Genomic DNA, 24,833 nt, shown 5'->3' on the forward strand with positions numbered 1-24,833 from the left:
GACTGCCCTGCTACTTGTCCGTCCAGGGCGCCGACTTCCACAGCGCGGTGAAATCCGCCGTGGCCTTGTCCAGGCGCGTCTTCCAGGCAGCGCCCTCCACATAGTCCATCTCGGTGAACTGCTGGCGCATCTGCTTGTGGAACTCGGGGTCGGCGGCGATGGTGCGCAGGGCGTCGGTCAGGCGCTGCTGCACGGCGGCTGGCAGGCCGGCCGGGGCCACGATGCCGCGCTCCGAGTTGAACACCAGCTTCACGCCCTGCTCGTTGAAGCTGGGCACGTTGGGCGCCAGGCCGGAGCGCGCGGGACTGGCCTGGGCCAGGATGCGCACCTTGCTCTCGAAGGGCATGACCTCGCCCAGGTTCATGCCGCCGATGGTCACATGGCCGCCCAGCACGGCCGTGCGCAGCGGGCCCGCGCCGTTGTAGGGCACGTGGTTCAGGCGCGTGCCCGTCAGGCGCTCGAACAGCACCATGGCCAGGTGGTCGTCGGTGCCCACGCCCGTGGAGCCGTAGCTGATCTCGCCGGGCCGTGCCCTGGCATCGGCGATCAGGTCAGCCAGGCTTTTGTACTTGCTGTCGGCCAGCACGCTGAAGGCGCTGGGGTCGCGCACCAGGTTGGCGATATAGGTGAAGTCCGCCGGCTTGAATTGGGTGCGGCGCTCGATCGGCAGCGTGACCAGGCCCGGCATGTTGGTCATGCCGATCACATGGCCGTCGGGCGCGGCCTTGGCCACATAGGCCAGGCCCAGCTCGCCCGAGGCGCCCAGCTTGTTGGACACCACGACCTGGGTGCCAAGATGTTTGCCCAGGTGCACGGCCAGCGTGCGCGCCGTGATGTCGGTGCCGCCGCCGGCGGCAAAGCCCACGACAAGTTCGATGGGTTTTTCGGGCCAGGCGGCCAGGGCCGGGCCGGCCGCCAGGGCCAGCGTGGCGAAGCACAGGCCCAGCGCGTGGCGGCGGGTGGGGTGGTTGCGGATGGTCATATGTCTCCTTGTTGGAATGGATGGTCGTGCGCGCAGGGGGCTCAGGCGGCGGGAACGGTGGGGCAGCCCCAGTCGGCCCAGAGCTTGGCCACGGCGGCATAGTCTTCGCGGCCGTAGCCGGCAGCAGCGGCCATGTCGTAGACGCTGTGCGAGCCTTGTATGGCGAACAGCGGCACGCCCAGTGTCTGGGCCAATTGCAGGGCCAGCACCGAGTCCTTGCGGGCCGCATCCAGCGGCATGCCGCCCGCGTAGTCGCCCTGGACGATGCGCTCGGCATAGCGGTAGGTCAGCGGGCGGTGCAGGCCCATCTGCGCATCCGACAGCAGGGCGATCAGCTTGTCGCACTGCACGCCCGCGGCCGTGGCCATGGCGCCGGCCTCGGCCACGACGACCATCACGGCATGGGCCACGGCGTTGTTGATGACCTTGGCCGCCGCGCCCGCGCCCAGCGCGCCGAACCAGGTCTGGCGGCCCGCGATGGCGTCCAGCACCGGCTGCACGCGTGCAATGGCTTCCTGCGACCCGCCCAGCGCCAGTGATGCCGTGCCGGCCACCATCTGGCCCACGCCGGCCATGATGGAGGCGTCGATGAGGTCCACCCCGTACGGCGCCAGCAGTTTCTGCTGCGCATGGATGTGCTCGGGATTGACCGTGCTGGTCTCCACCACCACGGCGCCGCGCGGCAGCCGGGGCGCGATCTGCGCGAGCACGGACAGCGAGATGGCCGGCGAGGGCAGGCACAGCACCACGGTCTGCGTGGCCGACAGATCCTCGGGGGCCTGGATGGGCATGGCGCCGAAGCTGTCCTGCGCGCGTTGCAGCTGCACGGCATCGAGGTCGAAGACCTGGGTGGCGAAATGCCGGCCGATGCGCTCGGCCAGCGGGTAGCCCATGTTGCCCAGGCCGTAGATGGCGACGGGTGTGTTCTGGTTCATGACGGTGTTCTCCGATGCGGTGGGACAGGGCTTCACTTGGCGACGGACAGCGGTTGCGCATGCAGCCCGAAGTACATGCTCTTGACCTGGGCGTACAGGCGCAGCCCGGCTATGCCCTTTTCGCGGCCGATGCCGCTGTTCTTGAAACCGCCGAAGGGCGTGCTGGTCACGGACTGCTTGTAGGTGTTGATCCAGACCGAACCGGCCTCCAGCGCGCGGCCGATGCGCCAGGCGCGCTGGAAGTTCTCGGTCCAGATGCCGCAGGCCAGGCCGAAGGCCGTGCCGTTGGCCTGGGCGATCAGGTCGGCCTCGTCCTGGAAGGGCAGGGCCACGAGCACGGGGCCGAAGGCCTCCTCCTGGCAGGCTGCAGCGCTGGCCGGCAGGCCGTCGATCACCGTGGGCAGGTAGAAGGCCCCGCCGTCGAAGTCCGTGCCCGTGGGCGCCGCACCGCCGCACAGCACGCGGCCGCCCTCGGCGCGCGCGCGGTCCACGAAGGCGGCCACGCGCTCGCGGTGGTGGAAGGAGGCCAGCGGACCCATCTCCACGCCTTCGGCATCGGGCAGGGCCAGGCGCAGGCTTTTGGCGCGCGCCACCACCTGCTCCAGCACCTCGTCATAGATGTCCTGTTCGATGAACAGGCGCGAACCGGCTACGCAGGACTGGCCTGCCGAGCCGAAGATGCCGGCCACCACGGCCGCCACGGCATGCGCGCGGTTGGCATCGGCGAACACCACGTGCGGCGACTTGCCGCCCAGCTCCAGCGCCGTGGGCACCAGCCGGTCGCCGGCCACGCGGGCGATGGCCCGGCCCGAGGCCGTGCCGCCCGTGAAGGAGATCATGCGCACGCCCGGATGCGCCACCAGGGCCGCGCCCACATCGGCACCCCGGCCCTGCACCACCTGCAGCAGGTCCTGCGGCAGGCCGGCCGCCAGCGCGATGCGCGCCAGCTCGGGCGCCAGCAAGGGCGAGTCCTCCGAGGGCTTCAGGATGACGGCATTGCCCGCCGCCAGCGCGGGCGCGACCTTGGTCGCGTCATTCATGATGGGCGAGTTCCAGGGCGTGATGGCCGCCACCACGCCAAAGGGCTCCAGCACGGTGAAGGACACATAGTCGCCGCGCGCGGGCGTCACGTCGGTCTCCAGCGTTTCGCAGACACCGGCGTAGTAGCGGAAGGTGCCGATGGCCGACTCCACCATGCCCCGGCATTCGCCCAGGGGCTTGCCGTTGTCGCGCATCTGCAGCCGGGCCAGCGACTCCTTCTCGGCCGCCAGTCCGTCGGCGATGGCCTGCAGCACCAGGGCGCGTCTGTGCGGCAGCAGCGACTTCCAGCCGCTGTGGTGATAGGCCTGCCAGGCCCGGGCCACGGTGGCGTCCAGCTGTTCGGGCGTGGTGGTGGCGATGCGTGCGATCTCCTGCCCGTTGGCGGGATCGATGCTGATGATGTCGGCGGCGTGCGGGGAGGCCATGGAGCGGGTTCCTGAGTTGACTTGCGGCGCAGTCTAGGAGTGCGTGGCGCGAAACTCAACGAGCACGTTGTCACCAAGAAAGGCGATGAAACTATCAATAAGATGCAGGCCTGGCGCACCGCCGGAAAGAACGAAGAGACATGAGCAAGCAACAGCGATCAGGCCGGGAAAAGGACGCCGCTTTTCCGCATGCGGCGCTGCCGCCGCAGGTGGCGGCCGTGATCGCCGCCATAGAGACGGACATCATCCGGGGCCGCATCCTGCCCAGGACGCGGCTGATCGAAGACCATCTGATGGAGGACTACGAGGCCAAGCGCCACGTGGTGCGCGCCGCGCTGACCGAGCTGCAGCGCCTGGGCGTGGTGGTCAAGCCGCCCCACCTGGGCGCGCGCATCCGGCGCTTCGATGCGCAAAGCCTGGAGGACCTGTACCACCTGCGCAGCGTGCTGCACGCGGCTGCCGTGCAGGCCATGCGCCTGCCCGTGCCGCCCGAACGCCTGGAGCCCGTCGCCCAGGCCGCGCAGGCGCACGCGCTGGCCGTGGAGTCGGGCGACCTGATCGCCATCCACCGCACCAACATGGCCTTCCACCGCCTGTTCTACGGCCTGTGCGACAACCCCTATCTGGAGGAGTCGATCCGCCTGCACGACTGGCTGAGCTTTCCCGCGCGGGCCTATGCCATCGCCGACCAGGAGGCGCTGGTGGTGGCGCGCCAGGAGCATGCGCAGATGGTGGCCGCGCTGCAGGCCGGCGAGCGCGACGTGCTGCACGACCTGGCGCTGCGCCACATGGGGCGGGCGCGGCAGATCTATGCCGAGCGGTATCTGCTGAGGTGAGCCGGTCGGGCGGCCTCCCGGCACAAGGCCGGGCCGCTGTGTCGGCCCGACTCAAGAGGGAATCATTTCTCCGCAGACTTCACCGGCAGTTCGGCGGGCGGAGTGGGCAGGCCTTCCTTTTCGGTCGTGCGGTCGAACACCAGGCTCTTGCCAAACACCAATTGGACCCAGGTCGGATAGGTGTATGCCGTTCCCTTGTTGTGGTCGATGATGGCGCCAATGCCGCCGCCCAGAATGATGTTGCCGAACATGCCGCCATTGGCCCGGGAAATGGCGCGGGCCGTGGCATCCGGATTGTCCGTCTGCTTGCAGACGATATCGAGATCCTTGCTGGAGCGGCGCACTTGCACTGTCTCTCCAGATTTCACCGACACCGTGCCGTAGTCATTGGTGAGCTTGCATTCGGCGTTGGTGATCAGCGTATTGTTTTCGTTCTTTGTCTCGACCTTCACCGGGTGGGTGGTGTCATTGATGACGGAGGCGCAGCCGACCACGGAGGTGCATGCCAGAACAATGGCAATCTTTTGGAACATGGGAATGGAAAAGGAGTGGAGTGGCAATTGTAACTAAATGAACATCATTGGATGTTTTGGATGCATGCCGCATTCCCATGGTTTTCCATGCCTGCCGTATCGCGCCGCAATCGCAGCCGCCATTCGACCATGGCTCCACAAAAAACAAGGCGCCCGAGGCGCCTTGTTTCATGGCGGCAAAGACGGTGTCAGAGCCCGATTTCCTTGTTGTACGCCTTGCGCGCGGCCACGGCCGTGTCCGTGAAGTCGGTGAACACGCCGTCGATGCCCAGGCGGTAGTAGGTCAGGTATTCCTGCACGGGGTCACCCTTGTACAGGCCGGCCAGGCGGCCCGGCTCGTTGCGGAAGGTGAAGCTGTGCACGATCAGGCCGGCCTTGTGCGCCTCGCGGATCAGGCCCGTGTCCTTGACCGTGTTCACGTCCTTGAGGCCGGCGCCGTCCTTGTAGGGCACGACCGAGTGGGCCAGGACCTGGGGCTTCCAGGGGCCGATGCCGTCGGCGTAGGTCTTGATCTCGGCCAGGCCCGCGGGCGTGAGCATGGTGGCGAAGGTGCGCGCGTCGCCGGCCAGGGTCCAGCTGTAGGGGCGGCCGCTGATGAAGGTCCACTCGTCGTTGGTGATGTAGACCATGGAGCCGTCGCGCAGGTTGAAGTCGTTGCCGTCGATCAGCTGCACGCCCTTGGCCTTCATGCCGGCCTGGCGCAGGTACTTGAGGCTGGCCGGGTCGAAGCTCTGGATGTAGATGGGCGAGTCCTTGGCATTGAGCTTGTTCTGGTCAAGCAGCTTGATGACCGCGTCCTCGAAGGGGCGTGAACCCGGTGCGCCGCAGCCGTTGGCAATCGCCTGCTGGTTGTTCCAGTAGGGGTTCTTGGTCTCGGCGTAGACGGGGATGGTGCGGCCCTGGGACTTGCCCTTGGCGGCGGCGATGTCGATCACGTCCTGGGCGCTGATCAGGGGCAGCTTGCCGTTCCACTGGGTGGGGCGCTCGTTGCGGTTGTCCAGGATGGTGCCGCCCAGCCAGCTGCGCAGCTCCTGCATCGTGAAGTCGCTGATGGACCAGTCGTTGCGGTGGTCCTCGCCGTCGACCACCAGGGCCTTGAGCACGGACTTGGGATCGCTGGGGTCGAGCTGGTCGCTCAGGTATTGCGAGGGGCCGTTGGCGGGAATGGCCGGGTACTTCACGTTGACCAGCACGCCGGCCGTGGTGCGCTGGCGGCGCGCCACCTCGGCGTTGGTCTTGGCCACCTCGGCGACGTTGGTGCTGTCGCTGAGCCAGGCGTTGTGGCGGGCCACCAGCTGGCAGTCCTTGGTCATGTGCATGTCCAGCTCGAGCATGTCCGCGCCCGCGTCGGCGGCGGCCTCGTAGGCCATGCGCGTCTGCTCGGGGAACTTGCCCGAGAAGCCGCGGTGGGCGATCACCTGGGGCGGCTTGCCGTCCAGGGTGAGGTAGAACGAGCCGCCGTCACCGCCGCAGGCCGAAAGGGCCATGGCCGCGCACAGGGACGCGAGGAGGGGAGAACGGGAGAAGGACATAGGACGTTGGGTCATATCCGAGGCACTGGTGGGTTGATGAACGGCGCAATGCGCCAGCCCAGCAGGTTATCCAGTGGTTCGTGTCGGCACCATGACAGTGCATGCCGCAGGGGCCGGATTGGCGTTTTCGCCACGGATGGCGGGCATTTGCGCCCGCTCCGACACAGGGTTATCCCTTGAGCACGGGTGCCAGCGTGGCGCGCAGGCGGTCGCCGGCGTCCGCCGCCTCGGGCGGGCGGATCTCCAGCGAGCGTTCCACCGTGCCGATGTGCTCCAGCAGCAGGGTCTTGGCGCCCTCGGTGTCGCCGGCCTCCAGGGCGGCGACGATGCGCTCGTGCTCGGCGCAGGACTGGCTGGCGCTGTGCGTGGACTGGTAGAGCGTGGCCGCCAGCGTGGTGCGGGCCGTGAGGTCGCGCAGCGTCTGCGCCAGCAGGCGATGGCCCATCTGCTCGGCCAGGCAGACATGGAAGTCGGCCAGCAGGAAGGCGCGCGTGGCCGCGTCGGCGCCGGCAATGGCGTCCTGCTCCTGGGCGATGTGGCGGCGCAGTTGGCCGATCACGCTTTGCAGGGGGCGTCCGGCTTCGCCCAGGATGCCGGTCTCGATGATGCGGCGCGCCGCGAAGGCGTCCTGCGCCTCCTCGGCCGAGGGCTGGACCACGTACCAGCCGCGCCGAGGCTGGACCTGCACGAAGCCGCGCGCCTGCAGCTGCATCAGCGCCTCGCGCACCATGGTGCGGCTGACCGCGAAGTTGTCGGCCAGCTCCTGCTCCCCCAGCCGTTCGCCGGGCGCCAGCTTCTGGGCCAGGATGGCTTCGACGACGCGCTCGGCGATGTGCTGGGGGCTTACAGGTGTCATTGCGGGGTCTGGTGGGGTGTGTGGACGGGGGTGGTGGCGGCTGCGGCGGACTCCCGATTGTCGGCCAGGCCGTCGAGCACGGCATGGGCGCGCTCACGGTCGATGTCACCTTCCCAGGCGGCGATGGCCACGGTGGCCACGCAGTTGCCGATCAGGTTGCCCAGGGCGCGGGCAATGCCCATGAACCAGTCCACCGACAGCACCAGCACCAGGCCGATGGCAGGGATGGCGGGAATCGCGTGCAGCGTGGCCGCCAGCACCACGATGGCCGAGCCCGGCACGCCGTGGGCGCCCTTGGAGGTCACCAGCGCGATGGCCAGAATGGTCAGCAGGTCGGCCATGCCGATGGGCGTGTTCGTGGCCTGGGCGATGAACACGGCGGCCAGCGTGATGTAGATCGAAAAGGCGTCCAGGTTGAACGAGTAGCCCGTGGGAATCACCAGGCCCACGGTGGAATCGCGCACGCCCATGTTGCGCAGCTTGGCCATGATCTGGGGCAGCACGCTGTCCGACGAGGTGGTGGCGAAGACCACCATCAGCTCCTCGCGCAGGTAGCGCAGCAGCTTGATCAGGCTGAAGCCCGAAAAGCGCATCACCAGGCCCAGCACCACGAAGACGAAGAAGATCACCGCCGCGTAGAACAGCAGCACCAGCATGCCCAACTGCTTGAGCGAGCCGATGCCGTACTGCCCCACGGTGAAGGAAATCGCGCCCAGCACGCCAAGCGGCGCCAGCTTGATGAGGATGCCCATGATCTTGAACAGCACGTTGGACAGCGTGTCGATCAGCGCGTGCACGGGCGCGCCGCGCTCGCCCAGCATGGTCAGCGCGCAGCCGAACAGCACGGCGAACAGCAGCACCTGCAGCACGTCGCCCGTGGCGAAGGCCTGGACCACGGTGGTGGGGATGAGCTTCATCAGGAAGTCCACCGTGCCGCCGCTGGTCAGCTTGTCGGCGTTGCTGGCGTAGGCGCTCATGGCCGAGGCGTCGAGCTTGCTCGGGTCCACGTTCATGCCCGCGCCGGGCTGGAACACGAAGGCCAGCACCAGTCCCAGCACCAGGGCGATGGTGGTCAGCACCTCGAAGTAGATCAGCGCCTTGACGCCGACCCGGCCCACGCGCCTGAGATCGCCCGCGCCCGCGATGCCGTGCACCACGACGCAGAACACCAGCACGGGGATGATCATCTTGATGAGCTTGATGAAGCCATCGCCCAGGGGTTTGAGTTTCACGGCCCATTCAGGGGCCAGCAATCCAGCGAGCACACCCAGGATGAGTGCGATCACCACCTGTCCGAACAGGGATCTGGCAAAGCGGCGCATAGTCGTCTTTCGCAAGTTGTGGAATCTTGTATGCAAGTGGATTTACAACTTGCATGCAAGAATGTAGACAAGCGAAAGACGTGCCAGCAGAGGGTATTCCCTGCAGGTTTGCAGCACTCCCGAGCGCATCAGCCCTGACTTTTCCTGCATGAAATCGGGATGTCCGGGCGGGCCTCCCCGCCGTGGTGCAGGGCGGGTGGCCGGCATGCCCGGGCATGGTGCGCGGGCGGTTCGCAGGCCCCTTGCCGGGGCGTGCGAGGCAGCGGTGCGTTGCACACCGCCCCGGCAGGTCAGCGCAGCGCGCGGTCCTTGATGAAGAAGGCCGCCAGCAGGCCCAGCGTCACGCCGAACATGACGTAGAAGGCCGGCGCCATGGGCGAGCCCGTGGAGCGGATCAGCCAGGTCACGATGAACTGCGCAAAGCCGCCGAAGATCATCACCGCCACGTTGTAGGCCATGGACATGCCGGCCGAACGCACCTGGGGCGGGAACAGCTCGGCCATCACCGTGCTGAACACGCCGAAGAATACGGCCACGAACACGCAGACCACCAGTTGGGTGATCAGCAGCTTCTGGACCGTGGGGCCGTCGGTCAGCCAGGCGTACAGCGGGTAGAGCACCACCAGGTAGCCGATCAGCGAGCCGATGGTCAGCACACGGCGGCCCACGCGGTCGGACAGGGCGCCGAAGAACGGCATGATCACCACCATCAGCGCGGCGCCGGCCATCTGCACCATGAAGGCATCGCGCATGGGCAGCTTCAGCGTCACCGTGGCATAGGTCACCAGGTAGGTGAAGGTGATGTAGATGGACACCGTGGCCGTGACCACCAGGCCCATGCCCACCAGGGTTTCGCGCGCATGCGTGCGCAGCATCTCCATGATGCCGATCTGGCGCGCCTTGCCGCTTTCCTGCGCGGCCTGCATTTCCTTGAAGACCTCGGGCTCTTCCACATGGCGGCGGATGTACAGCGCCACGGGAACGATCAGCAGGCCCACGGCGAAGGGCAGGCGCCAGGCCCAGGCCATGAGTTCCGCCTCGGTGAAGATCTCGGTGATCAGCGTGCCCGTGGCCGCGCCGATCAGCAGGGCCAGCATCTGGCCGGCCATCTGCCAGGAGCCATAGAAGCCGCGCTTGCCGGGCGGTGCCAGCTCGATCAGCAGCGCCGTGGAGGTGCCGAACTCGCCGCCGGCCGCAAAGCCCTGCAGCAGACGCGCCAGCACGATGAACAGCGGTGCCAGGATGCCCACCGCCGCATAGGTGGGCGCCAGCGTGATCAGCGCGATCGCCACCGCCATCAGGCCCGTCACCATCACCATGGCCGCCTTGCGGCCCTTGCGGTCGCCGTACAGGCCCAGCAGGATGCCGCCCACGGGCCGCATGAAAAAGCCCACGCCGAAGACGGCCGTGGTCATCAGGATGCGGTTGATGTTGTCGTCCGGATTGTCGGGATTGCTGGGGAAGAACAGCTTGGCGACGATGGGCGTCATGAAGGCGAACACCAGGAAGTCATACCACTCCAGCGCGTTGCCGATGACGGCGGCCACGATGTTGCGGGTCGAGACGGTTTGCTTGGTCAAGGCAGGTCCATTTCCGTGAAAGGATTGAAAAGGCGGCAGTCACGCCCGGGGCATGGGCCGGCGTGCCTGCCCGGGCCGCAACCCGGGCGTACACTGCTTCGCCATACGCAATGCCTATGCCATGGCCTGCGTCGTCCCTGGGGGCGGCGCAGGCCATGGCGCAGATCAAACCACATGACTACCTGGAAAAACACCCGCGACTGGCTGGAAACGCTGGTCGCATTCGACACCACCAGCCGCAATTCCAACCTGGCCCTGATCGAGTGTGTACGCGATGAGTTGGCCACGCTGGGCGTGAGTGCCCGATTGTTCCACTCTCCGGACGGTGCCAAGGCCAATCTGTTCGCCACTTTGCCGGGCGGCAACGGCGAAACGCAGGGCGGCATCGTGCTGTCCGGCCATACCGACGTGGTGCCGGTCGATGGCCAGCAGTGGAGCACCCATCCCTTTGCACTCACCGAAAAGGGCGGGCGCCTCTACGGTCGCGGCAGCTGCGACATGAAGGGCTTCATCGCCGCCTCGCTGGCCCTGGTGCCCGAGTTCCTGGCCATGGAGCGTGCCAGGCCCGTGCACCTGGCCTTCTCGTACGACGAGGAAATCGGCTGCGCGGGCGCGCCCGTGATGATCAACCAGCTCAAGGCCCAGGGCGCGCGCTTTGATGGCTGCGTGGTCGGCGAGCCCACCAGCATGCAGGTCGTGGTGGCGCACAAGGGCATCAACCTCTACCGCTGCCGCGTGCACGGCAAGGCCGCGCACTCGTCGCTCACGCCGCGCGGCAGCAATGCCATCGAATACGCGGCGCGGCTGATCTGCCGCATCCGCGACATCGCCGACCATTTCAAGGCGCACGGCCCCTACGACGAGTTCTTCGACGTGCCCTTCACCACCATGACCACCAACCAGATCCAGGGCGGCATCGCGGTCAACACCATTCCCGAGCTGTGCGAGTTCGCCTATGAATTCCGCAACCTGCCCGGCATGTCGGTGGACGGCATCCAGAGCCAGGTCGAGGCCTATGTGCGCGACGAGCTGCTGCCGCGCATGCGCGCCGAGTTCGCCGACGCCCGCATCGAGATCGAGACCGGCGCCAGCGCCCCTGCGCTCGAGGCCTCGGAAGAGGCCGCCATCACCCAACTGGTGCGCGCTTTGACCGCCGACCAGGAAAAGCGCAAGGTGGCCTACGGCACCGAGGCCGGCCTGTTCCACAACGCCGGCATCCCCACCGTGGTCTGCGGCCCCGGCTCCATCGAGCAGGCGCACAAGCCCGACGAGTTCGTCGAGCTGGCGCAACTGCAGGCCTGCGAACGCTTTCTGCGCAAGATGGGGCAGTCGCTCTGAGACCTTGGCGGGGTGCTGGCGCTCAGCGCACGGGGATAGCGATCGGCCGCAGCGGCGCGGCGTCGCCGCCGCGGATCTTCAGCGGGCCGCCGATGAAGGCGAACTCGTAGACCTTGTCGCGCGACAGCTCGTCCAGCGCCACCAGCTCCATGATGGGGATGCCCTGCTGGGCCAGCAGGTAGGAGTGCAGGGGCACGTAGTCGTCATCCACCTCCGAGGGGAAGGTCTCCAGGCTCAGGTTGTCGGCGCCGACGACCATGGCGCCGCCGTCCTCGGCCAGGAAGCGTGCTGCGTCCAGGCCCAGGCCCGGAGGCCTGGCCATGTAGGCCTGGGGCTGGCCGTAGAGCTTCATGCGGCCCGTGCGGATCAGCACGATGTCGCCCTTTTGCAGGGTCACGCCCTGGCGCTGGAGCGCGTCCTTCAGGTCCTGGCGCGTGATGCGGTACTGGTCGGGCAGCATGTCCATGCCCTTGGCGGCGGCCACGTCGATCAGCACGCCGCGTGCCACCAGCGGCGGGAATTTCTCGATGCCCGTGCGCTGCCAGCCCCGGTCGCCCAGGTGCTCGTCGGCGCTGAAGCCGTTCCAGATGCGGCCACGGATGCCGAAGTGGTTGAGCGCGTCGATGTGCGTGCCCGTGTGGCTGTACATGGAGAACGCCGTGCCCGTGTAGCTGCGCGTGGCGTTCATGTCCTTGCCCACGTTCATGGGGTCGTCCACCACGGTGCCGCGCGGCGTGTGCGTCATCCAGAACTGGTAGTGCGGATCGCCCGCATCCTGCCAGCTGGGCATGCCCACGTAGTACTCGGTGGCCAGGTCATAGACCTGCCCGCCCGTGATGCGCTGCAGGATGGCCGCGCGCGAGGCCGGCGTGATCAGGTTCAGGCGGCCGATCTCGTCGGCCGGCCCCCAGGGGCTGGTGCCCACGTCCTGGCGTGCGCCGGCCGGGGGCTCGTGGCCGCCATGGGCCTGGGCCGCGGTGCCAGCGAAGGCGGCGGCCAGGGCGATCACGAGAGAGGGCAGCGCCATGCGGCGAGCGAAGCGTTGGAGAGTCATGCAAGAGTCCTTGGTCTGCTGAAAGAGGGCGCGCATGCCGCGCGCGAGGGAAGGCGAAAAAACGCCGATGAAAAAAGCAAAGACGGGGGCGCTCAGGCCGCCAGAAAGTGCAGCCGTTCGCGCAGCGCAGCCAGCGACTGGGTCTGCAGCGGCGGCAGGCGCGGCGCGATCAGCGTGGGAATGGAGCGCAGGCCCATGCGCTGCGCCAGCGCGCGGTCCTGGCGCACCTGCTCCAGCGCCTGGGCGCCTTCCATGCAGCCCGCGAAGGCATTGCGCTCGAAGCCCGTGCGCGTGGCGATGTCCAGCAGCACTTCGGCGTCGCCGATGTTGCGGTGCTCGCTCATGTGGGCGTGCTGGATGGCGTCGAACAGATCCCAGTGCGCGTCATCGCCGCCCAGGATCTGGGCTGCCTGGCAGGCCAGTGCGCCGGCCATGCCGCTGGGGTACTCGAAGGACTCGCGGCGCATGCCCTCGATGTCGATGCGGTCCTCGTCGTCATGCTCCGCGCAGGCCTGCCAGTGCTCCAGGATGACCTGCTTGGCGCGCTCCATGGAGCCGAAGGCCGCCACCATCTCGGCGCGCGAGGCCTGCAGCACGAAGCTGCGGTGGCGCACGCGCAGGCCCAGCTCGCGCGCCACCTGGCGCAGGCGTGGCGACATCACGTAGCACCAGCCGCAGACCACGTCATGGAAGAAGTCGATGGCGGGGGCGACGGCGGGCGCCGCAGCAGGCGCCGCCTGCAGGGCCTGCTGCGGCGAGAGGGCCGCCGCATCCTGCGCGGGCAGGGCGCAGGAAAGATCATTGCATTGCGTCATGCTTGTGTCCTTCATGGCTGTGATGGACGGCAAGCGTAGGCCGCAGGCCCGGCGCGAAAAAGGGGCGTGCGCTTGAGGAACTCTTAACGCGGCGTCAACAATCCTCGCCCATGGCGGCAGGCAGCTCCTCGGCCAGGAAGTCCACGAAGGCGCGCACCTTGGGCAGCAGGTGGCGCTGCGTGGGATAGACCGCGTAGACATGGCGCGCCTGCGCGGCCTGGTCCGCAAGGTCCAGCGCGACCAGCTGGCCTGCCGCAATCGCCGGCCGCGCCAGGAACGAGGGCAGGGCGCCAATGCCCAGGCCCGCCACCAGCAGGTCGCGCAGCATCAGGCTGTTGTTGACGTTGGCGCGTGCCTCGGACGGCGCCTGGGGACTCTCGCCCCCTTCGCGGGGCGCATGCGCCAGGCTGTAGTTCAGCAGCGCATGGCCGCGCAGCCCGGCGGCACTGGCCGGGCGGCCATGCGCCTGCAGATAGGACGGGGCCGCGCACAGCACCTGCGACAGCGAGGCCAGGCGCCGCGCGATCAGCGAGGAGTCCGCCAGCTCCGCGCTCAGGCGGATGGACACATCGAAGCCCTGGCCCACCGCATCCACCAGCCGGTCTTCCATGGACAGGTCGATCTGCAGCTGAGGATGGCGCTGCATGAAGCGCGCCAGCAGCGGCGACAGCGTGCTCAGCGCAAACGACAGCGGCGCGTTCACGCGCAGCCGCCCGGCCACCTGCTGCGACTGCGCGCGCACCGACTGCTCCAGCGCATCGAACTCATCGAGCAGCCGACAGCACTCGGCGTAATAGGCCTGGCCCGTGTCGGTCAGGCTCATGCGGCGCGTGGTGCGCTGGATCAGCACGGCGCCCAGATGGGCTTCGAGCGCGCGCAGCTGCTTGCTCAGCGCGGCCGAGGACAGGTCCAGCGCGTCGGCCGCCTTGGCGATGGAGCCCAGTTCTACGATGCGCCGGAAGGCGCGCAAGGGGGTCAGCGTATCCATGGGGAAAAGGCAAAGAGTGGCGTGCAGCGTAGCAGGCCGCTCGGGTTTGCCGGGGCATGCCTGCGGGGGCAGGGGCGACAATCGCCAGGTACGGCGCGCCCGCCGCGCCCCTTTTGTCTTCACCGAATCTGTTCAATCCCATGCCCCAGACCACACCCGCCTGCCCCCAGTGCGGCCTTGAAAACACCTATCCCGACGCCGCCAGCTACATCTGCCCCGATTGCGCCTTCGAATGGCCCATGCAGGCCGAGGAAGAAGCGGGCGAAGCCGGCGACGGCATCGTGCGCGATGCCAACGGCAATGCGCTGGCCGATGGCGACGCGGTGATCCTGGTCAAGGACCTCAAGGTCAAGGGCTCGTCCTCGGTGCTCAAGAAGGGCAGCAAGATCAAGGGCATCCGCCTGGTCGATGGCGCCGATGGCCACAACGTGGACTGCAAGACCGAACTGGGCTCCATGCTGCTCAAGTCGGAGTTCCTCAAGAAGGCCTGAGCATGCTGGCGCTGGGGCTCGCGTTTTCGGCGGTCCTGGGGCTGCTGGCGCTGTGGGTGTTCGCGCCGCTGTTCATCGCCCTGGTGGCCGCAGCCTTGGTGGCCCTGCCGCTGGGCCGTGCGGGACAGTGGCTGTGGCAGCGGCATGCCGGCCGGCCCTTGCCGGTCGCCGGCTGGTGGGCCGTGCTGGTCTGCGCGGGCATGGTCTGCGTGGCCGTGCTGGTCCTGCTGCCCGAGCGCCTGGATGGCGCGCCCTTCCTGCCCCTGGGGCTGGGCCTGCTGGCAGCCGCATGGACCGGGGCGCTGCTGTGGTGCACGGGTTGGCTGGCGTGCGGATGCCGACCGGTGGCCGAGGCCTGGTGGGCGGGCGCTGGCGTGGGTGCGATCGCGGCCCTGCTGGCCGTGCTGCTGGGTGGCCCCGACACGGCGGGCTGGATGGCCTGGCGCGACCAGTTGCGCGGCTACGAGGCCGTGCCGCTGCGCATCGTGCTCCACGAGGCGCCCACGCCGCAGCGCGAGCAGGCCCTGGTCGACCTGCTGCAGCCCTTGCTGGAGCAGGGTGGCCGCGCCGTCCGCCATCGCCAGAGCACGCGCTTCGGCAATTCGGTCCAGCAGGCGCTGGTGCCGGCCCGCTACCGCTTCGAAGGCAGCGTGCTGCACATCATGCTGGCCGACCCGCCGCCCGCACCTTTGCTGAGCGCCCAGCGGGCACTGCTGGAGCAATTCGCCGCCAGCGGCCCGGCCCAGGCCGGCCAATCCTCGTCCTGGCTGATGCTGGCCAGCGCCCAATGCCTGCCGCCGCCGCACCGGCGCGAGCTGTCGCGCCTGCTGGGCCAGGGCAGCGAGCTGCTGGCCCGCGCGCGGCGCTGCACGCAGCAACGCTCGGCGCAATTGCAGCGCCTGTGGCCGCTGCTGGCCGGCTGTGTGGAGCGCGTGGAAGTGGGCGAGGCGCGGCGCTTTCATCCGTGGCTGGGCCTGCAGCGCTGGAAGGCTGCGGCAGCGCCCGAGAACCAGGAGTCCTAGGCAGGCTCCACGTCCTTCCACTGGCCGGGCTCCAGGCCGTCCAGCGTGTAGGGCCCGATGGCCGCGCGTACCAGGCGCAGCGTGGGGTAGCCCACTGCCGCAGTCATGCGGCGCACCTGGCGGTTGCGGCCTTCGCGGATGACCAGCTCGATCCAGCAGTCGGGAATGGTCTGCCGCACGCGGATCGGCGGGTCGCGTGGCCACAGCGCGGGTGGCGGCTCCAGCAGCCGGGCACGCGCCGGCAGCGTCATGCCGTCATTGAGCTGCACGCCCTGGCGCAGCGCCTGCAGCGCGGCCTGGTCGGGCAGTCCCTCCACCTGGACCCAGTAGGTCTTCTCCATCTTGAAGCGCGGATCGGCGATGCGTGCCTGCAGCGGCCCGTCGTTGGTCAGCAGCAGCAGGCCTTCGCTGTCGGCATCGAGCCGGCCTGCCGCGTGCACGCCCGGCACGTCGATGTACTCCTTGAGCCCGCGCCAGCGGCCTTCGGACGTGAACTGGCTGAGCACGCCGTAGGGCTTGTTGAAGCACAGCAGGCGTGAGGGGCCGGTGTCTGGCCGGTCGGCGAAGGCGGGCCGGGCGCGCAGGGCCGGGCGTAGAGGGGGGCGGTTTCTGGGGTGCATGGGCCTGGTGATTGTCGTTGGTGTGGGGCGTGGGGCTCCTGGCGTGTATTGGGCTGGGTGCTTTTTTTGACCCTGCCGGGTGGTTGTTTTTCGAGGCCGGGTCTCGGACCGGCAGCCGACAGCCCTTTCTTGATTCGCCAAGAAAGGTCAGATCAAAGAAGGCGACCCGGATGTCCGCGACCCCTTCGCTTCGCTACGGGGCCACCTGCGCCGTGGCGGTTGCGGGGAGGTTGCCCGGGCCTTCTCACCCCGGCATGGGCGCTGTTCATGCCCGTCTTTCATGGCAAGGATGATGATTCGGCGCGGATGCGGCGGCAGGAGGCTTTGTCGATGGCGTTCCTGCGCTGATTCGTCGGTCCGGCATTCGCCCAATGAAAAAGCACCTCGAAAGGTGCTTTTCCCCGTCAGCCGGATGCCGTTCAGGCCAGCGTATACGCCGTCTTCACCGTCGTATAGAACTCCTGCGCGTAGCGGCCCTGCTCGCGCGGGCCGTAGCTGCTGCCCTTGCGGCCGCCGAAGGGCACGTGGTAGTCCACGCCGGCCGTGGGCAGGTTGACCATGACCATGCCGGCCTGGCTGTGGCGCTTGAAGTGGGTGGCGTGCCTGAGGCTGGTGGTGGCAATGCCTGCGGCCAGGCCGAAGGGCGTGTCATTGGCCACGGCCAGGGCTTCTTCGTAGTCCTTGACGCGGATGACGCTGGCCACGGGGCCGAAGACTTCCTCGCGGTTGATGCGCATGCCGGCCTGGGTGTCAACGAACAGGGTGGGCGCCATGTAGTAGCCCTGGTTGCCGCTGCCGGTGTGGCAGGCGGCCGCTGCACCGCCCGCCGCCAGCACGGCGCCTTCGGCCTTGGCTATTTCCACGTAGCTCAGGTCCTGCTCCAGCTGGGCCTGGCTGACCACGGGGCCCATGTCGGTGCCTGCGGCGCGGGCATCGCCCACCTTGATCCTGGCCATGCGGGCCTGCAGGGCCTCGATGAAGGCGGGGTAGATCCTGTCGGTGACGATGAGGCGGCTCGATGCCGTGCAGCGCTGGCCGGTGGAGTAGAAGCCGCTTTGCGCGGACAGCTCCACCGCCTGGGCGAGGTCGGCGTCGTCCAGCACGATCTGCGGGTTCTTGCCGCCCATCTCCAGCTGCACCTTCTTGCCGGTTTCCACGCAGGCCTGGGCGATGCCGCGGCCCACGCCGACGGAGCCGGTGAAGCTGATGGCGGCGATGTCGGGGTGGCGCACCAGGGCTTCGCCGATGACGCGGCCCGGACCCATGACCAGGTTGAACACGCCGGCCGGGATGCCGCTGCGGTGGATGATGTCGGCCAGCGCCCAGGCGCTGCCGGGCACGAGGTCGGCGGGCTTCAAGACCACGCAATTGCCGAAGGCCAGGGCCGGGGCGATCTTCCAGGCGGGAATGGCGATGGGGAAGTTCCACGGCGTGATCAGTCCCACCACGCCGACAGGCTCGCGCGTGATTTCCACGCCGATGCCGGGGCGCACGGAGGGCAGGGTCTCGCCGGCCAGGCGCAGGCATTCACCCGCGAAGAACTTGAAGATCTGGCCTGCGCGGCCGACTTCGCCAATGGCTTCGGGGCGGGTCTTGCCTTCCTCGCGCGCCAGCAGGTCGCCCAGCTCTTCCTTGCGGGCCAGGATTTCGTTGCCGATCCTGTCCAGGGCGTCGTGGCGGGCCTGGATGCCCGAAGTGCTCCAGGCGGGAAAGGCCGCGGCCGCCGCGGCGATGGCGGCTTGCACATCGTCGGCATTGCCCTGGGCGTACTCGCCGATCACATCGGACAGGTCGCTGGGGTTGGTGTTGGCGCTGTAGCCGTCGGCGGCCTTCCATTGGCCGTTGATGAGGTTGTCGTAGCGGGACATGAGGTGCTCCGAAAGAGAAGGGGAATCCGAGAGCAATCGCTCAGGGGGTGGACGTTGGAAACCGGCGCAGCCCAGCTCAGGGGCGCCGAGCAAGAGCCGCCTCGCGGCGATGGCGCCGTCCCCCTTTGGGGGAAGCGGCGCAGCCGCTCAGGGGGAGCCTTACCTGACCATGCAGGGGCGCTTGTTGTCGAAGGTCCAGCCGGGTATCAGGTACTGCATGGCCATGGCGTCATTGCGCGCTCCCAGGCCGTGCTCCAGGTACAGGGCATTGGCGCGCTGCAGCGCGGCGCGGTCCACGGTGATGCCCAGGCCCGGGGTCTTGGGCACTTCGACGAAGCCGCCCCTGATCTGCAGCGGGTTCCGGGTGAGGTACTGGCCGTCCTGCCAGATCCAGTGCGTGTCGATGGCCGTGACCTTGCCGGGCACGGCGGCGGCCACGTGGGTGAACATGGCCAGCGAGATGTCGAAGTGGTTGTTGGAGTGCGAGCCCCAGGTCAGGCCCCAGTCGCGGCAGGTCTGGCCCACGCGCACCGAGCCGGCCATGGTCCAGAAATGCGGGTCGGCCAGGGGGATGTCCACGGACTGCAGCGACAGCGCATGCACCATCTGGCGCCAGTCGGTGGCGATCATGTTGGTGGCCGTGGGCAGGCCGGTGGCGCGGCGGAATTCGGCCATGACTTCGCGGCCCGAGAAGCCGTTCTCGGCGCCGCAGGGGTCTTCGGCATAGGCCAGCACGCCGTGCATGTCGCGCATGAGGCGGATGGCATCCTTCAGCAGCCAGCCACCGTTGGGGTCCAGCGTGACGCGCGCCTGCGGGAAGCGCCTGGCCAGCGCGGTGACGGCCTCCACTTCCTGCTCGCCGGCCAGCACGCCGCCCTTGAGCTTGAAGTCGTTGAAGCCGTAGCGCGCGTGCGCCGCCTCGGCCTGGCGCACGATGGCGGCCGGGTCCATGGCGGTCATGTGGCGCACCTGGGTCCAGTCGTCGTTGCCGCTTTGGTCTTCGCCGGGCTGGACGTAGGGCAGGTCGGTCCTGTCGGTGGGGCCGGTGAAGAACAGGTAGCCGAGCATCTCCACGCGGTCGCGCTGCTGGCCTTCGCCCAGCAGGGCCGCCACGGGCACGCCCAGGTGCTGGCCCAGCAGGTCCAGCAGGGCCGATTCCACGGCAGTGACGGCATGCACGGCAATGCGCAGATCGAAGGTCTGCAGGCCGCGCCCGCCCGTGTCGCGGCCGGCCAGGGCCTGCTGCAGGTTCTGCAGCAGCTTCAGGTGGTTGCCCACGGACTGGCCGATGAGCAGCGCCCGGCTGTCCTCCAGCGCCTGGCGTATGCCTTCGCCGCCAGGCACTTCGCCCACACCGGTGTGGCCCGCGCTGTCGTGGACGAGCACGATGTTGCGCGTGAAGTAGGGCGCATGCGCGCCGCTGAGGTTCATGAGCATGCCGTCGCGGCCGGCGACGGGAATGACTTCGATCTCGGTGATGGTCGGGGTGGAGGACATGGCGGTCTCTTGGAACGGTGTCGGAAGAAAAGGACTAGGCGGGCACGGCTGCCGCCTGCTGCGCGGCGGACCACGGCACCTCGGCCTCGGGCCGGCCCGTGGCGATGAACTGCGCCAGGTTGCGCAGCACGAGGTCGGCCATGGCGCGGCGGGTTTCGTGCGTGCCGCTGGCGATGTGGGGCGCAAGCACCACGTTGTCCAGCGACAGCAGCCCGGCATGGGGGCGGGGCTCGTCCTCGAACACATCCAGGCCCGCGCCCGCGATGCGGCCCTGCTGCAGGGCCTGGACCAGGGCGGCCTCATCGACCACGCTACCGCGCGCCACGTTGATCAGAAAGCCCTGCGGGCCCAGTGCGTCCAGCACCTCGGCGTTGACCAGGTGCTGCGTGCCGTCGCCGCCTGCGGCCGTGATGACGAGGAAGTCGGCCCAGCGCGCCAGCTCCAGCAGCGAGGGCTGGTAGAGGTGGGGCGATCCCTCGACCGGGCGGCGGTTGTGATAGGCCACCTCCATGTCGAAGCCGGCCGCGCGGCGCGCCACGGTGGAGCCGATGCGGCCCATGCCGAAGATGCCCAGGCGCTTGCCGCTGGCACGCGTGCGGATGCCGAAGCGGCCACTGCTCCAGTCGCCCCGGCGCACGAAGCGATCGGACTCGCTCAGGCCACGCGCGGCGTCCAGCAGCAGGGCGAAGGCCATGTCGGCCACGCAGTCGTCCAGCACACCGGGCGTGTAGCCCACGCGCGCGCCCTGGCGCAGCAGGGACTCTCGGTCAAGCGCGTCAAAGCCCACGCCGAAGCTGCTCACGAAGCGCAGCCTGGGCAGGGCCTGCACCACGCTCGCGGGCACGCCCATGGCGGCCGAGGTGACCAGGTATTCGAACTGCGCGCCGTGCTCGGCGAGGAAGCGCTCGCGGTCGGGCTGCTCGGACAGCAGCGTCACCTCATAGGCCTGGGCCAGTTCGGCATCAAGCTGGGGCAGCGGCATCTTGCCGAATTGGAGAACGCGTGGACGGGAGGTCGCCATGCCTTGGAATCCTTGGAACTTGCAGGGGCTGGAAGCCCCGGTGAAAAGGGCCTGCGGTGCGCAGGCCAGCGGGCAAAGGCCGGCGGGCAAAGGCCCCGGGGCCGGCCCGTTGTTTCCAGCTCAATCAGCGGTGATCTTTCTTGTCTGGATGAGCTGCTTCCAGCGCTCCGATTCCTGGGCCTGGTAGCGCGTGAATTCCTCGGGCGTGTTGCCCACGATCTCCAGGCCCTGCTCCACGAAGCGCTTGCGGATGTCGGGCTGCTGCACGGAGGCGATGGCGGCCTTGGCCAGCCTGGCCTTCACATCGGCGGGCAGGCCCTTGGGGGCGGCCAGGCCTTGCCAGGAGTAGACCTCGGCACCCTTGACGCCGGCCTCGGCCAGCGTGGGCACATCGGGCAGCACGGGCGAGCGCTGGCTGCCGGTCACGGCGATCGCATGCAGCTTGCCGCTGCGCAGATGGGGCAGCACGGCGTTGACGTTCTGGAACGAGAAGTCCACCTGGCCGCCGATCAGGTCGGTGATGGCCGGGGCGCCGCCCTTGTAGGGAACGTGCATGCCTTCGGTGCCGCTTTGCTGCCAGAACAGCTCGGCCGACAGATGGTCCGAGGAGCCGTTGCCCGAGCTGGCGAAACTGATCTTGCCGGGGTGGGCCTTGAGCGCGGCGATGACCTCGGCCACGGTGCGGGCCTTCTGCGCGGGGCTGGCCACGAGCACGTTGGGCGCCTGCACGGGGATGGTGATGTAGTCGAAGTCCTTGGCCGCGTCATAGGGCACGTTCTTGACCAGGTGCGGCGTGACCACGAAGGGGCCCAGCGAGGCCACCAGCAGTGTGTAGCCATCGGCCGGAGCGCGCTTGACGGCGCCTGCGCCGATGGTGCCCGTGGCGCCAGGGCGGTTTTCCACCACGAAGGGCTTGCCCAGCTGCTCGCCCATGCTCAGGGCCATGGCGCGCGCCACGGTGTCGGTGGAGCCGCCAGCCGGGAAGGGCACGATGATGTTGACGGCCTTGTCCGGAAAGCTGCCGGCCGCCTGCGCCGTGAGGGCCAGTGCGGCACCCAGCGCGATCAGAATCTTTTTCATGTTCTTGTCTCCTGGGGGGCGCAAGGGCCGGACTGGCCCCTGCGCCCGGTCTTGCGGCTTATTGGGGGCCGAGCTTGTCGATCAGGGCCTTGAGCTCTTCCAGCTCGGAGGGCTTGAGGTCCGTCAGCGGGGCGCGCACGGGGCCTGCGTCGTGGCCCACCAGCTTGGCGCCGGCCTTGATGATGCTCACGCCGTAGCCTTCGACGCGGTTGCGGATCTTCAGGTAGGGCATGAAGAATTCCTTGAGCAGCCTGTGCTGCGTGGCCATGTCGTCGGTGCGCACGGCTTCGTAGAACGCCATCGCCGTCCTGGGGATGAAGTTGAAGACGGCCGAGGAGTACACGGGCGTGCCCAAGGCCTTGTAGGCGGCCGCATAGACCTCGGCCGTGGGCAGGCCGCCCAGGTAGGCGAAGCGGTCGCCCATCTTCATGAAGATGGAGGACATGGTCTCGATGTTGCCCATGCCGTCCTTGAAGCCCACCAGGTTGGGGCAGCGCTCGGCCAGGATGGCCAGCGATTCGGGCGTGAAGCGGGTGCGGTCGCGGTTGTAGACGATGACGCCGAACTTCACGCTCTTGCAGACCTGCTCCACATGGGCGATCAGGCCCTCCTGGCCGGCTTCGGTCAGGTAGTGGGGCAGCAGCAGGACGCCGTGGGCGCCCAGGCGCTCGGCTTCCTGGGCGTGGGCGATGGCCGTGCGCGTGGGGCCTCCGGCGCCCGCGATGATGGGCACCTTGCCGCGGCAGGTGTCCACGGCGGTTTGGATGATCTGGCCGTATTCCTCGCCGTACAGCGAGAAGTACTCGCCCGTGCCGCCTGCCGCGAACAGCGCGCTGGCGCCGTAGGGGGCCAGCCATTCGAGGCGGGCCGCATAGCCCTTGGCATTGAAGTTGCCGTTGCTGTCGAAGTCCGTCACGGGGAAGGACAGCAGGCCGGAACTCATCACGTCTTTGAGGTCTTGGGGGGTCATGGTGCTCTCAGGGAATAAGGGTGGGGAAGAAAGAAAAAAGGGTGGAATCAGTCGAGCTTCAAGCCGGCTGTTTGAACCACTTTTTGCCAGCGCTGGCGTTCGGTGGCCAGGAAGCGCGCGGTCTCGGCGGGGTTCATGGTCACGACCTCGGCGCCCTGGCCCGTGAGGCGGGCGCGCACCTCGGGCGAGCGGATGGCGGTGATCAGGGCCTCATGCAGGCGCTGGACCACGGCCTCGGGTGTCTTGGCGGGAACGACCACGCCTTGCCAGGTGCCGGTCTCGAAGCCGGGCACGCCCTGCTCGGCGATGGTGGGCACGTTGGCGGCCAGCGGCATGCGCGTGCCCTTGGACAGGCCCAGCAGCTTGAGCTTGCCGCTTTGCACATGGGGGTAGGTGGCCAGCATGCCGTTCATCAGCACCTGGGTCTGGCCTGCCACGGTGTCCTGGATGGACTGCACGCCCCCCTTGTAGGGCACGTATTCCCAGCGGGCGCCCGTGGCGCGCGCCAGTTCCACGCCGGCCAGGTGCGGTGCGCTGCCCGTGGCGGTGACGGCAAAGCTCAGGTCTTCCTTCCTGGACAGGGCCACCAGCTCCTGCAGGTTGTTGGCCGGCACCGAGGGATGGACCACCAGCAGGTGGGGCGAGTAGGCCAGCATGGCCGTGCCGCGCAGGTCCCGGGACAGGTCGAAGGACAGCTTGGTGTAGAGCGAGGGCGAGATGGCCAGCGCACCCAGGTCGCACAGCATCAGCGTGTGACCGTCGGGCTGGGCCTTGGCCACCATGTCTGCGCCCAGGTTGCCGTTGGCGCCGGGCTTGTTCTCGATGACCACGGGCTGCTTGAGTTCCGCCGACAGCAGCGGGCCGATGGCGCGCGCAATGATGTCCGAGCTGCCGCCCGGCGGGTAGGGCACCACCAGGCGCAGCGGGCGCGTGGGCCAGTTGCTCTGGGCCAGCGCACCGGCGCCGGAGGCCACGAGGGCGGTGGCGCCAGCGGCGCGCAGGAACTGCTTTCGGCTCAGGGTCATGCTCTTGTCTCCGGGTTTTGTGTTGTCAGTTGTCGTACAACTGAAGCCGATTTTTATCCGAGATCTGCACGCAGTGATAAAGGGTTTTCCCTTGGTTGTCTGAATTCCTGGGCCAGCGCCATCGGCCCCGAAAGGCCCGTGGGAGCACTCAGGAGGCGCTGGTCTTTTGCGCCAGGCGCAGGCGCTCGCGGCTGTTGGTCAGGTGGATGCGCATGGCCGCGCGGGCCGAGTCGGCGTCCTGGCGCTCGATGGCGGCGAGGATTTCCTCATGCTCGCGGTTGACGCGGCGCAGGTAATCGGGGTCGCGCTGGGGCTGGTGGATGGAGGCGATGCGCGTGCGCGGGATCAGCTGTGCGCCGAAGTGGCGAAGGATGTCGCCGAAGTAGCGGTTGCCCGTGGCCTCGGCGATCTGGGTGTGGAAGGCCAGGTCATGGGCCACCGTGTCCTCGCCGCGCGCAAAGGCGATCTCGAAGGCCTGCAGCGCCGTGCGTATGCCTTGCAACTGCTCGGGGCTGCGGCGCAGCGCGGCCAGGCCGGCGCTTTCGGTCTCCAGGCTGATACGCAGCTCCAGCACGGCCATCACGTCCACGGCGGCCGTCAGCTCGTCGGCATTGAGCATCAGCGTGGAGGCGGGCTGGGCGGCGCGCACGAAGGTGCCTATGCCGTGGTGCGTCTCCACCAGGCCCGAGGCCTGCAGGCGCGACAGCGCCTCGCGCACCACGGTGCGGCTGACTTCGTAGGTCTGCACCAGCGACGACTCCGTGGGCAGCTTCTCGCCTTCGGCCAGCAGGCCGTTGCGGATCTTGCTCGCGAACTCGTCGAATAGCAGTGCGGCCAGATTGCGGCCGCTGCGACCGGACTTTCCTCGCAGGGGCAGCTCGATCGTTGGGGGTGATGCGGGAAATCCCTTTGCCGAACTTTCCATGGTGCTGATCATAATCGCTCCAAGTTGTACGACAACGTATCACAAGACGTCCAAGTCAGCCAGCCTTTCCTGTCCCA

Annotated in this window: 23 protein-coding genes; 4 read left to right on the forward strand and 19 right to left on the reverse strand. The window is 68.4% G+C overall.

Going from position 1 to position 24,833, the window contains the following annotated elements; all coding sequences use genetic code 11:
* Positions 1-10 precede the first annotated feature (10 nt).
* Genes L1Z78_RS01220 through L1Z78_RS01230 form a run of 3 tightly spaced genes read right to left on the reverse strand, consistent with a single transcriptional unit; the run spans position 11 to position 3,383 of the window.
* Entirely contained in the window at positions 11-982 is a 972-nt protein-coding gene (locus tag L1Z78_RS01220; protein WP_234639769.1) for a tripartite tricarboxylate transporter substrate binding protein, read from the reverse strand.
* Between the two features lie 41 nt (positions 983-1,023).
* Positions 1,024-1,917: an NAD(P)-dependent oxidoreductase gene (locus tag L1Z78_RS01225; protein WP_234639770.1), complete on the reverse strand. Its 894-nt coding sequence runs from the start codon at positions 1,915-1,917 to the stop codon at positions 1,024-1,026.
* Between the two features lie 32 nt (positions 1,918-1,949).
* The gene (locus L1Z78_RS01230) at positions 1,950-3,383 is read right to left on the reverse strand and encodes an aldehyde dehydrogenase (RefSeq protein WP_234639771.1); all 1,434 of its coding nucleotides are present in this window, start codon (positions 3,381-3,383) and stop codon (positions 1,950-1,952) included.
* Between the two features lie 140 nt (positions 3,384-3,523).
* Between L1Z78_RS01230 and L1Z78_RS01235 the strand changes: the two genes are divergently transcribed.
* Positions 3,524-4,219, forward strand: coding sequence for a GntR family transcriptional regulator (locus L1Z78_RS01235; RefSeq protein ID WP_234639772.1), 696 nt, complete (start codon positions 3,524-3,526; stop codon positions 4,217-4,219).
* A gap of 62 nt (positions 4,220-4,281) precedes the next feature.
* On the opposite strand, the gene L1Z78_RS01240 is transcribed toward L1Z78_RS01235, so the two are convergent.
* The 5 genes from L1Z78_RS01240 to L1Z78_RS01260 all read right to left on the reverse strand — a co-directional run bounded on the left by L1Z78_RS01240 (position 4,282) and on the right by L1Z78_RS01260 (position 10,042).
* Positions 4,282-4,752, reverse strand: coding sequence for a hypothetical protein (locus tag L1Z78_RS01240; protein ID WP_234639773.1), 471 nt, complete (start codon positions 4,750-4,752; stop codon positions 4,282-4,284).
* Between the two features lie 188 nt (positions 4,753-4,940).
* A complete protein-coding gene (locus L1Z78_RS01245) occupies positions 4,941-6,284 on the reverse strand; it encodes a glycerophosphodiester phosphodiesterase family protein (RefSeq protein ID WP_234642064.1) in 1,344 nt (447 codons plus the stop codon).
* A gap of 169 nt (positions 6,285-6,453) precedes the next feature.
* On the reverse strand, positions 6,454-7,140 hold the full coding sequence (locus L1Z78_RS01250; RefSeq protein WP_234639774.1) for a GntR family transcriptional regulator: 687 nt from the start codon (positions 7,138-7,140) through the stop codon (positions 6,454-6,456).
* A complete protein-coding gene (locus tag L1Z78_RS01255) occupies positions 7,137-8,462 on the reverse strand; it encodes a C4-dicarboxylate transporter DctA (protein WP_234642065.1) in 1,326 nt (441 codons plus the stop codon). Before L1Z78_RS01255 ends, L1Z78_RS01250 begins: the two co-directional genes overlap by 4 nt.
* A gap of 290 nt (positions 8,463-8,752) precedes the next feature.
* On the reverse strand, positions 8,753-10,042 hold the full coding sequence (locus L1Z78_RS01260) for an MFS transporter (protein WP_234639775.1): 1,290 nt from the start codon (positions 10,040-10,042) through the stop codon (positions 8,753-8,755).
* 174 nt (positions 10,043-10,216) lie between these two features.
* Between L1Z78_RS01260 and argE the strand changes: the two genes are divergently transcribed.
* The gene (argE, locus tag L1Z78_RS01265) at positions 10,217-11,380 is read left to right on the forward strand and encodes an acetylornithine deacetylase (protein ID WP_234639776.1); all 1,164 of its coding nucleotides are present in this window, start codon (positions 10,217-10,219) and stop codon (positions 11,378-11,380) included.
* Positions 11,381-11,402: 22 nt separating this feature from the next.
* On the opposite strand, the gene L1Z78_RS01270 is transcribed toward argE, so the two are convergent.
* The 3 genes from L1Z78_RS01270 to L1Z78_RS01280 form a co-directional block, all read right to left on the reverse strand.
* The gene (locus tag L1Z78_RS01270; protein WP_234639777.1) at positions 11,403-12,434 is read right to left on the reverse strand and encodes a cyclase family protein; all 1,032 of its coding nucleotides are present in this window, start codon (positions 12,432-12,434) and stop codon (positions 11,403-11,405) included.
* A 92-nt stretch (positions 12,435-12,526) separates the two neighbouring features.
* Positions 12,527-13,249: a DsbA family oxidoreductase gene (locus L1Z78_RS01275; RefSeq protein ID WP_234639778.1), complete on the reverse strand. Its 723-nt coding sequence runs from the start codon at positions 13,247-13,249 to the stop codon at positions 12,527-12,529.
* Positions 13,250-13,343: 94 nt separating this feature from the next.
* Entirely contained in the window at positions 13,344-14,237 is an 894-nt protein-coding gene (locus L1Z78_RS01280; RefSeq protein WP_234639779.1) for a LysR family transcriptional regulator, read from the reverse strand.
* A 140-nt stretch (positions 14,238-14,377) separates the two neighbouring features.
* On the opposite strand from L1Z78_RS01280, the gene L1Z78_RS01285 reads away from it, so the two are divergent.
* A complete protein-coding gene (locus tag L1Z78_RS01285; RefSeq protein ID WP_234639780.1) occupies positions 14,378-14,728 on the forward strand; it encodes a zinc ribbon domain-containing protein YjdM in 351 nt (116 codons plus the stop codon).
* 2 nt (positions 14,729-14,730) lie between these two features.
* Positions 14,731-15,750, forward strand: coding sequence for a hypothetical protein (locus L1Z78_RS01290; RefSeq protein WP_234639781.1), 1,020 nt, complete (start codon positions 14,731-14,733; stop codon positions 15,748-15,750).
* Here the strand turns inward: L1Z78_RS01290 and L1Z78_RS01295 are convergent.
* The 8 genes from L1Z78_RS01295 to L1Z78_RS01330 all read right to left on the reverse strand — a co-directional run bounded on the left by L1Z78_RS01295 (position 15,747) and on the right by L1Z78_RS01330 (position 24,768).
* Positions 15,747-16,370 carry a pseudouridine synthase gene (locus L1Z78_RS01295; protein ID WP_234639782.1) on the reverse strand — a complete coding sequence of 208 codons (624 nt, stop codon included), beginning with the start codon at positions 16,368-16,370 and terminating at the stop codon, positions 15,747-15,749. The genes L1Z78_RS01290 and L1Z78_RS01295 overlap by 4 nt on opposite strands.
* A gap of 419 nt (positions 16,371-16,789) precedes the next feature.
* Positions 16,790-18,238, reverse strand: a complete 1,449-nt coding sequence (locus L1Z78_RS01300; protein ID WP_234639783.1) for an aldehyde dehydrogenase family protein — start codon at positions 18,236-18,238, stop codon at positions 16,790-16,792.
* A gap of 159 nt (positions 18,239-18,397) precedes the next feature.
* Positions 18,398-19,735, reverse strand: coding sequence for an enolase C-terminal domain-like protein (locus L1Z78_RS01305; RefSeq protein WP_234639784.1), 1,338 nt, complete (start codon positions 19,733-19,735; stop codon positions 18,398-18,400).
* Between the two features lie 34 nt (positions 19,736-19,769).
* Positions 19,770-20,756: a 2-hydroxyacid dehydrogenase gene (locus L1Z78_RS01310; protein WP_234639785.1), complete on the reverse strand. Its 987-nt coding sequence runs from the start codon at positions 20,754-20,756 to the stop codon at positions 19,770-19,772.
* 120 nt (positions 20,757-20,876) lie between these two features.
* Positions 20,877-21,836 (reverse strand): Bug family tripartite tricarboxylate transporter substrate binding protein, encoded by a 960-nt coding sequence (locus L1Z78_RS01315; protein WP_234639786.1) that lies wholly within the window; start codon positions 21,834-21,836, stop codon positions 20,877-20,879.
* Between the two features lie 58 nt (positions 21,837-21,894).
* The gene (kdgD, locus tag L1Z78_RS01320) at positions 21,895-22,806 is read right to left on the reverse strand and encodes a 5-dehydro-4-deoxyglucarate dehydratase (protein ID WP_234639787.1); all 912 of its coding nucleotides are present in this window, start codon (positions 22,804-22,806) and stop codon (positions 21,895-21,897) included.
* 47 nt (positions 22,807-22,853) lie between these two features.
* On the reverse strand, positions 22,854-23,831 hold the full coding sequence (locus L1Z78_RS01325) for a Bug family tripartite tricarboxylate transporter substrate binding protein (RefSeq protein WP_234639788.1): 978 nt from the start codon (positions 23,829-23,831) through the stop codon (positions 22,854-22,856).
* Between the two features lie 148 nt (positions 23,832-23,979).
* Complete coding sequence (locus L1Z78_RS01330) at positions 23,980-24,768, reverse strand: FadR/GntR family transcriptional regulator (RefSeq protein WP_418921663.1); 789 nt, start codon at positions 24,766-24,768, stop codon at positions 23,980-23,982.
* Positions 24,769-24,833: the final 65 nt, after the last annotated feature.

Origin of the sequence: Delftia tsuruhatensis, from assembly GCF_903815225.1 — a bacterium.
Taxonomy (GTDB): Bacteria; Pseudomonadota; Gammaproteobacteria; order Burkholderiales; family Burkholderiaceae_C; genus Comamonas; species Comamonas tsuruhatensis_A.

Coding starts and splice junctions, on each gene's coding strand:
- L1Z78_RS01220 (WP_234639769.1), bottom strand. CDS start 982: ATGACCATCCGCAACCACCCCACCCGCCGCCACGCGCTGGGCCTGTGC.
- L1Z78_RS01225 (WP_234639770.1), bottom strand. CDS start 1,917: ATGAACCAGAACACACCCGTCGCCATCTACGGCCTGGGCAACATGGGC.
- L1Z78_RS01230 (WP_234639771.1), bottom strand. CDS start 3,383: ATGGCCTCCCCGCACGCCGCCGACATCATCAGCATCGATCCCGCCAAC.
- L1Z78_RS01235 (WP_234639772.1), top strand. CDS start 3,524: ATGAGCAAGCAACAGCGATCAGGCCGGGAAAAGGACGCCGCTTTTCCG.
- L1Z78_RS01240 (WP_234639773.1), bottom strand. CDS start 4,752: ATGTTCCAAAAGATTGCCATTGTTCTGGCATGCACCTCCGTGGTCGGC.
- L1Z78_RS01245 (WP_234642064.1), bottom strand. CDS start 6,284: ATGTCCTTCTCCCGTTCTCCCCTCCTCGCGTCCCTGTGCGCGGCCATG.
- L1Z78_RS01250 (WP_234639774.1), bottom strand. CDS start 7,140: ATGACACCTGTAAGCCCCCAGCACATCGCCGAGCGCGTCGTCGAAGCC.
- L1Z78_RS01255 (WP_234642065.1), bottom strand. CDS start 8,462: ATGCGCCGCTTTGCCAGATCCCTGTTCGGACAGGTGGTGATCGCACTC.
- argE (WP_234639776.1), top strand. CDS start 10,217: ATGACTACCTGGAAAAACACCCGCGACTGGCTGGAAACGCTGGTCGCA.
- L1Z78_RS01270 (WP_234639777.1), bottom strand. CDS start 12,434: ATGACTCTCCAACGCTTCGCTCGCCGCATGGCGCTGCCCTCTCTCGTG.
- L1Z78_RS01275 (WP_234639778.1), bottom strand. CDS start 13,249: ATGACGCAATGCAATGATCTTTCCTGCGCCCTGCCCGCGCAGGATGCG.
- L1Z78_RS01280 (WP_234639779.1), bottom strand. CDS start 14,237: ATGGATACGCTGACCCCCTTGCGCGCCTTCCGGCGCATCGTAGAACTG.
- L1Z78_RS01285 (WP_234639780.1), top strand. CDS start 14,378: ATGCCCCAGACCACACCCGCCTGCCCCCAGTGCGGCCTTGAAAACACC.
- L1Z78_RS01290 (WP_234639781.1), top strand. CDS start 14,731: ATGCTGGCGCTGGGGCTCGCGTTTTCGGCGGTCCTGGGGCTGCTGGCG.
- L1Z78_RS01295 (WP_234639782.1), bottom strand. CDS start 16,370: ATGCACCCCAGAAACCGCCCCCCTCTACGCCCGGCCCTGCGCGCCCGG.
- L1Z78_RS01300 (WP_234639783.1), bottom strand. CDS start 18,238: ATGTCCCGCTACGACAACCTCATCAACGGCCAATGGAAGGCCGCCGAC.
- L1Z78_RS01305 (WP_234639784.1), bottom strand. CDS start 19,735: ATGTCCTCCACCCCGACCATCACCGAGATCGAAGTCATTCCCGTCGCC.
- L1Z78_RS01310 (WP_234639785.1), bottom strand. CDS start 20,756: ATGGCGACCTCCCGTCCACGCGTTCTCCAATTCGGCAAGATGCCGCTG.
- L1Z78_RS01315 (WP_234639786.1), bottom strand. CDS start 21,836: ATGAAAAAGATTCTGATCGCGCTGGGTGCCGCACTGGCCCTCACGGCG.
- kdgD (WP_234639787.1), bottom strand. CDS start 22,806: ATGACCCCCCAAGACCTCAAAGACGTGATGAGTTCCGGCCTGCTGTCC.
- L1Z78_RS01325 (WP_234639788.1), bottom strand. CDS start 23,831: ATGACCCTGAGCCGAAAGCAGTTCCTGCGCGCCGCTGGCGCCACCGCC.
- L1Z78_RS01330 (WP_418921663.1), bottom strand. CDS start 24,768: ATGATCAGCACCATGGAAAGTTCGGCAAAGGGATTTCCCGCATCACCC.